Source organism: Photorhabdus temperata, assembly GCF_025384845.1.
Taxonomy (GTDB): domain Bacteria; phylum Pseudomonadota; class Gammaproteobacteria; order Enterobacterales; family Enterobacteriaceae; genus Photorhabdus; species Photorhabdus temperata.
This window is the reverse complement of sequence record NZ_JAJAFX010000058.1, coordinates 24,492-31,208: the sequence shown is the minus strand read 5'-3', so window position 1 is coordinate 31,208 and position 6,717 is coordinate 24,492. Positions and strand designations below refer to the sequence as shown.

The following is a 6,717-nucleotide window of genomic DNA, read 5'->3' as shown; positions in this document are numbered from 1 at the left end:
TTATGTTGTCTAGCATAAGGATAGGCCTCGGGTTGATTGAAAAATCACTCGGGGCTTTCTTCTATCCGCTCCAGCACGCCAGAGACAGATAGTCTCAAGCGCCCGCCCAGAATATAACAAAGCAAAATACCTATATCTATAGGAAATAACACAAATTAAAACCGCTGAAATTTTAGTACTCATTAATATATCCCGACGTTTATAGATTTGAATAAAAGTAAATTTTTATCTATTTCGATATTAATCTTTTTAATACAATTCACCATATCCATTCCACTCGACATTTAAATTCATCAAATATATAAGCAGATAAAATAAGCAATGATATTATAAAAATATAAATAAAATGACAGGATAGCAATTAAGAGTGGGTAATCGGGCGCTTGAGAGCCATGTTCAACAACAAGAGATGGCGGAGATTGCTCCCCGCCGTTGCTCTTACTTGGGTTCGTAAGCAACCTCCGTTTGACCGCTTCGGATGCGAACCTCACAGAGGTCTTTCCTCGTGACCAGCACAGCCGCTAAAGCGGTAATACAAATAACGATGGCGATAAATATTGCTTTTTGCTGTTTCATGGTTAGCGTCTCCTTGCCTTTCGGCGTGTAAGAGACTAATCTTATGTTGCTAAGCATAAAGAATAGGCCTCAAATTGATTGAAAGATCATTTGGGGCTTTCTTCTATCCGCTCCAGCACGCCAGAGACAGATAGTCTCAAGCGCCCGCCCAGAATATACCAAAGCAAAATACCTATATCTATAGGAAATGACAAAAATTAAAACCACTGAAATTTTAGCGCTCATTAATATATCCCGGATTTTATAGATTTGAATAAAAGGAAGTTTTTATCTATTTCGATATTAATCCTTTTAATATAATTCACCATATCCATTCCACTCGACATTTAAATTCATCAAATATATAAGCAGATCAAATAAGCAATGATATTATAAAAATATAAATAAAATGACGGGATAGCAATTAAGAGTGGGTAATCGGGCGCTTGAGAGCCATGTTCAACAACAAGAGATGGCGGAGATTGTTCCCCGCCGTTGCTCTTACTTGGGTTCGTAATCCATGAAAACAGCAACCTCCGTTTGGCCGCTTCGGATGCGAACCTCACAGAGGTCTTTCCTCGTGACCAACACAGCCGCTAAAGCGGCAATACAAATAACGATGGCGATAAATATCGCTTTTTGCTGTTTCATGGTTAGCGTCTCCTTGCCTTTCGGCGTGTAAGAGGCTAATCTTATGTTGTGAAGCATTAGATTGGGCCTCAAATTGATTGAAAGATCATTTGGGGCTTTCTTCTATCCGCTCCAGCACGCCAGAGACAGATAGTCTCAAGCGCCCGCCCAGAATATACCAAAGCAAAATACCTATATCTATAGGAAATAACACAAATTAAAACCGCTGAAATTTTAGCACTCATTAATATATACCGACGTTTATAGATTTGAATAAAAGGAAATTTTTATCTATTTCGATATTAATCTTTTTAATACAATTCACCATATCCATTCCATTCGACATTTAAATTAATCAGATATATAAACAGATCACATAAGCAATAATATTATAAAAATATCGATAAAAGCTATAATTACGAAGACTATTACAACTAAATTTAATACATAGAAAAATAATTTTTTCACTTAATGAGTAGGTTATTAATCCATAGAAAAATAACCTACTATTATTTTATCCAGGCAACACTGAAGTAGTTAACCGGGAAGTGCAACACAGGTGTTGACGTTCATCAAAAATATCGATTCGCCATACCTGGTGATTACGGCCAATATGCAGGGGCTTACACACCCCTTTAACTTCGCCACTGCGAACAGACCGGATATGGTTGGCATTGATTTCCAGCCCAACAACTTTTTTCTCACCTTCGGAACAGAGATACCCAGCCAAAGAACCGAGTGATTCTGCCAGTACAACAGATGCCCCGCCATGTAATAAACCAAACGGCTGACGGGTACGATAGTCAACCGGCATTGTGCCTTCAATAAAATCATCACCGATATGCGTGATTTTTATGCCCAGATGGCCCATCATACATTGGCTATTTACTTGATTCAGGCTATCCAGTCCAATATCACGTTTCCAAATCATGGGATTATCTCCAATAAAGCTTGCAACGGATGCTTAAGTACTTGCCCTTCTACCCGCTTAACCTGACTGCGGCAGGAATAACCGGAACTCAGGCAACGCTCCAGAGGTAATTTCTGCAAGGCAGGTTGCCAGGATAATTTATAGATACCAATAGAGTGTTTTATGTTTTTGTTTTCATGACCATATGTTCCAGCCATTCCACAGCAGCCTACACTGATATTATCCAGCTTACTACCCAACCGCTGGAAAATTTTTTCCCACTGTTTACTACTGCCTGGTAGCATAGTCACTTCCGTACAATGTCCAAACAGATACCATTTATCACCGGACACGGCCTGATTATCATTTTTCTCCGGTAAGATATTGATCAACCATTCGTGAACAAGCTGAACCTCAAACTTACCACGCTGCTCTCCGAGAATTTCTTTGTATTCATCCCGATAGCACAGTACCAATGCAGGATCGACACCGACCATAGGGATACCCAGCTCAAATACCCGATTGAGAAAATCTGACGTTTTTTTGGCCGTTTTAGCAAAGCGGGATAAAAAACCTTTGATATGTTGGGCTTTACCGTTAGGGGAAAATGGCAGCAATACCGGCTTATATCCCAATTTTTCCACCAGACAGGCAAAATCAGCCACCACTTTCGCATCGTAATAACTGGTGAACGGATCCTGAACAATCAACACATATCCGTTGCGATAAGACTGATCCATTTTTTCAAGCTGTTCCAGTGTGGTCGAAAGCGCGTAATGACCAGCAAGCTGTTGGTGCAATGTCGGACTGGATAACAAGGGGAGATCCACCATCCCGACAGTCCGGCGGCTCAATTCCTGCACCCACGACTGTTTCAGGAAAAAATTAAATGCTCGCGGCGCTTTAGCCATTAATGGCGTACTACTTTCCGCAGCTGCCACAATATAATCACGCACAGGACGGAGATAGCGACCGTGATATAACTCAAGAAAACGTGCACGGAATGACGGCACATCAATTTTGATCGGGCACTGTGTTGAGCAGGCTTTACATGCCAAACAACCAGACATCGCCTCTTTTACTTCATGGGAGAAGTCATACTCTCCACGCCATGCTTGCCAACTATTACGCGTCTTTTCAATCAGACCACGCAGGCTTGGCCGTTTTTGTTCCAATCCCTGCTTCAACAGTTGCGGATCCATACCCTGTTCGGTCAAAAGCCGAAGCCATTCACGCACTAATGTTGCCCGCCCTTTCGGTGAGTGGATACGCTGCCGGCTAATTTTCATTGACGGGCACATCGGGCTTTTCACATCGAAATTAAAACACAGCCCATTACCATTACATTCCATCGCACCACGGAATGTATTTCTTACATTGACCGGGATTGTCCGGTCATAAGTCCCCCGCTTAACGGCATCAATTTTCATCATTGGTGCATCCACACCAATCGGTGGGCAGATCTTACCCGGATTCAAGCGGTTATCCGGATCAAAGGCCGCCTTTATCCGGCGCAACTCCTCATACAAAATGCTGCCGAAAAATTCCTGACTATATTCAGCCCGAAAACCTTTACCATGTTCTCCCCACAACAAACCGCCATAACGGGCGGTAAGACTGACAATGTCATCAGAAATTTGTTTCATCAGTATCTCTTGCTGCGGATCGCACATATCCAGTGCTGGCCGAACGTGCAACACACCGGCATCTACATGGCCAAACATACCATAATTCAACTGATGGCTATCCAGTAACTGGCGGAATTCCGCAATATAATCAGCAAGATACTGTGGAGGCACACACGTATCTTCCACAAAGGGGATCGGTTTCGCCGCACCTTTACTGTTACCCAGTAATCCAACCGATTTCTTGCGCATTGCATAAATACGCTCAATATCAGCCAGCTCCCGGCAAATCTGGTAGCCAATAACGCCCTGACGACCTTCTATCAGTTCGTCAAGGCGCTGACAAAGTATGTCTACCTGCTGGTCGATCAATTGTTGATCATCACCACTGAATTCAACAATATTCAACCCCTGCATATCCTTGCCGGGAATATCGGTGATCAATTCTTTCACTGAATGCCAGACAATATCCTCACGCGCTAAATTCAGAACTTTTGAATCCACGGTTTCAACAGATAGAGCTTTTGCATTCACCATAAAAGGCGCGTTACGCAGTGCTGAATCAAATGAATCATATTTTACGTTCACCAACCGCCTGACTTTCGGCAACGGCGTAATATCCAGAATCGCTTCGGTAATAAAAGCCAGCGTTCCTTCTGAACCGGTCAATATACGACCCAAGTCAAACTTCTGCATATCGTCACTGAAAACATGACGCAAATCATAACCTGTCAGAAAGCGATTGAGTTTGGGGAATTTTTCAACGATAAGTTCACGCCGCTCACGGCAGCGGTTAAGTACGGTGTTATAGATACGGCCTGTAACAGAATCTTCCCGGGCAATTGATTCCGCCTGTGCTATGTCCATTGAGCGGGTATCAAGTAATTCGCCGCCTAATAAAACTGCCCGTAAACCAAGAACATGATCGGATGTTTTACCATATACCAGTGAACCCTGACCGGAAGCATCGGTATTAATCATTCCGCCCAATGTTGCACGGTTACTGGTTGAAAGCTCAGGTGAAAAGAAATAACCATATGGGCGCAAATATTGGTTCAGTTGGTCTTTAATTACGCCCGCTTCAACTCTGACCCATCCCTGCTCCGGATTAATCTCAAGGATACGATTCATATAACGGGACATATCCACCACGATACCCTCATTAAGGGCCTGGCCGTTTGTGCCAGTACCGCCTCCGCGCGGGGTGAATGTCAAATTCTGATATTTTTTTTCACCTGCGACACGGGCCAGTAAAACCACATCTGCGCCGGATCGAGGGAAAACGACAGCCTGTGGTAAGAGTTGATAGATACTGTTATCTGTCGCCATCGTCAGGCGATCTGCATAGCTGCTTGCGGTATCTCCGGTAAATCCTTGTTCCTTGAGTGTATCCAAAAATTCCTGTGCCACCTCACTAACGTGAGGTGCTTGTAATATGCGTGGGATCATTATCGTTTTGACCCTTTTAAAATGAGTGTCCACATTGCTTCATTTATACTATCTTTGAATTGATGCCCGAGTCAGTCGTAACCATTAACCACCGTTAACTGACGTGTCTGAGAAGGCAAGCGGTTACCTTATCATAATATTCACCTATTTTGAGTAACCTGTAGATAACATCCTATTTATTCATTATCGTTAGCGCCACTCAATTCCTTAGAGAAATTAACTTATGGACAAATCTCAACCGTATTATGATCTACCAAAACTATTGTTTACTTTAATTTTTCTTTCACTCTTAATTGTTACCAGTTTCTGGGTGATGAAACCATTTATCCTTGGTTTTGTCTGGGCAGGAATGGTGGTTATCGCCACATGGCCTTTACTGGAAAAAATACAAAACAGTTTATGGGGTAAACGGTGGATTGCAGTTTCCATCATGACGTTATTATTAATTCTGTTGTTTGTGATCCCCATCGCATTACTGGTCAGTAGCTTATTGGAAAACAGCGCGCCATTAATTCAGTGGGCTAAATCCCCGGCTAATTTTCAAATGCCAGCAATGACCTGGCTGGACAGCATTCCGCTGGTTGGCAATAAACTTTACAGCGGCTGGAACTCATTGATCACTGATGGTGGCAATGTGCTGATTGCTAAAGTCCAGCCCTATGTCGGAGAGGCGGCAACCTGGTTCTTTACTCAGGCAGCCAATGCCGGACGCTTCGTTTTCCATCTTGGTTTGATGGTGCTATTCAGCGTGCTCCTATATCTGAAAGGCGAACAGGTGACGATGAGTATTCGCCATTTTGCCGTTCGCCTGGCAGATAAACGCGGAGATGCCGCCATCCTGCTGGCGGCACAATCCATCCGCGCTGTCGCGCTCGGCGTCGTCGTTACTGCGCTGGTTCAAGCCATTATCGGTGGTCTTGGCCTGGCCGTTTCAGGGATCCCTTATGCTACGTTGCTGACAGTACTTATGTTTGTCTGTTGTGTTGCCCAGCTTGGTCCATTGTTGATTTTAGTGCCGGCTGTTGCCTGGCTTTACTGGACAGGTGATACAACCTGGGGCACCGTGCTATTGGTTTGGAGCTGCATAGTGACAACAATGGATGGATTTCTTCGTCCATTTTTAATCCGTTTAGGCGCTGATTTACCGATGGCTTTGATATTAACCGGCGTTATTGGCGGAATACTCTCATTTGGCATGATTGGCTTATTTATCGGACCGGTTGTATTAGCCGTTGCTTATCGTTTATTAATTGCCTGGATGAACGAAGTCCCAGCACCTGAAAATGATTTAACAGAAACTGAAAAATATCTGGAAAAAGAATTTTCAGAATAATTTGTATGACGATTAATTCTGTCTCACATAGCGAAAGAGGGTTAACCCTTTCGCTAAACCATAATCTTAAAAACTAATCATTCATTTGAAATACTCATTTGTTTTTATTTGTTAGATATCATTATTGTAATCACAATGTTAAAAAAAGGTTAAATTTGGTTTTTTATAGCCGTAAATAATCCGAAAATTAGGACAATTCTTAATGAATAAACTAT

General features: G+C 42.8%; 5 protein-coding genes. 1 reads left to right on the top strand and 4 read right to left on the bottom strand.

Annotated elements, in window-relative coordinates; genetic code table 11:
* Positions 1-438: 438 nt before the first annotated feature.
* The 4 genes from LGZ99_RS19040 to ydiJ all read right to left on the bottom strand — a co-directional run bounded on the left by LGZ99_RS19040 (position 439) and on the right by ydiJ (position 5,169).
* Complete coding sequence (locus LGZ99_RS19040; RefSeq protein ID WP_262979440.1) at positions 439-576, bottom strand: Hok/Gef family protein; 138 nt, start codon at positions 574-576, stop codon at positions 439-441.
* A 480-nt stretch (positions 577-1,056) separates the two neighbouring features.
* A complete protein-coding gene (locus LGZ99_RS19035; RefSeq protein ID WP_051225736.1) occupies positions 1,057-1,206 on the bottom strand; it encodes a type I toxin-antitoxin system Hok/Gef family toxin in 150 nt (49 codons plus the stop codon).
* Between the two features lie 493 nt (positions 1,207-1,699).
* Positions 1,700-2,116, bottom strand: coding sequence for a 1,4-dihydroxy-2-naphthoyl-CoA hydrolase (gene menI, locus LGZ99_RS19030; protein WP_021322972.1), 417 nt, complete (start codon positions 2,114-2,116; stop codon positions 1,700-1,702).
* Complete coding sequence (gene ydiJ / locus LGZ99_RS19025) at positions 2,113-5,169, bottom strand: D-2-hydroxyglutarate dehydrogenase YdiJ (RefSeq protein WP_036838043.1); 3,057 nt, start codon at positions 5,167-5,169, stop codon at positions 2,113-2,115. The genes menI and ydiJ overlap by 4 nt, the downstream gene beginning before the upstream one ends.
* 223 nt (positions 5,170-5,392) lie before the next feature.
* On the opposite strand from ydiJ, the gene ydiK reads away from it, so the two are divergent.
* Positions 5,393-6,502, top strand: coding sequence for an AI-2E family transporter YdiK (gene ydiK, locus LGZ99_RS19020; protein WP_021322971.1), 1,110 nt, complete (start codon positions 5,393-5,395; stop codon positions 6,500-6,502).
* The last annotated feature ends 215 nt before the right edge of the window (positions 6,503-6,717 follow it).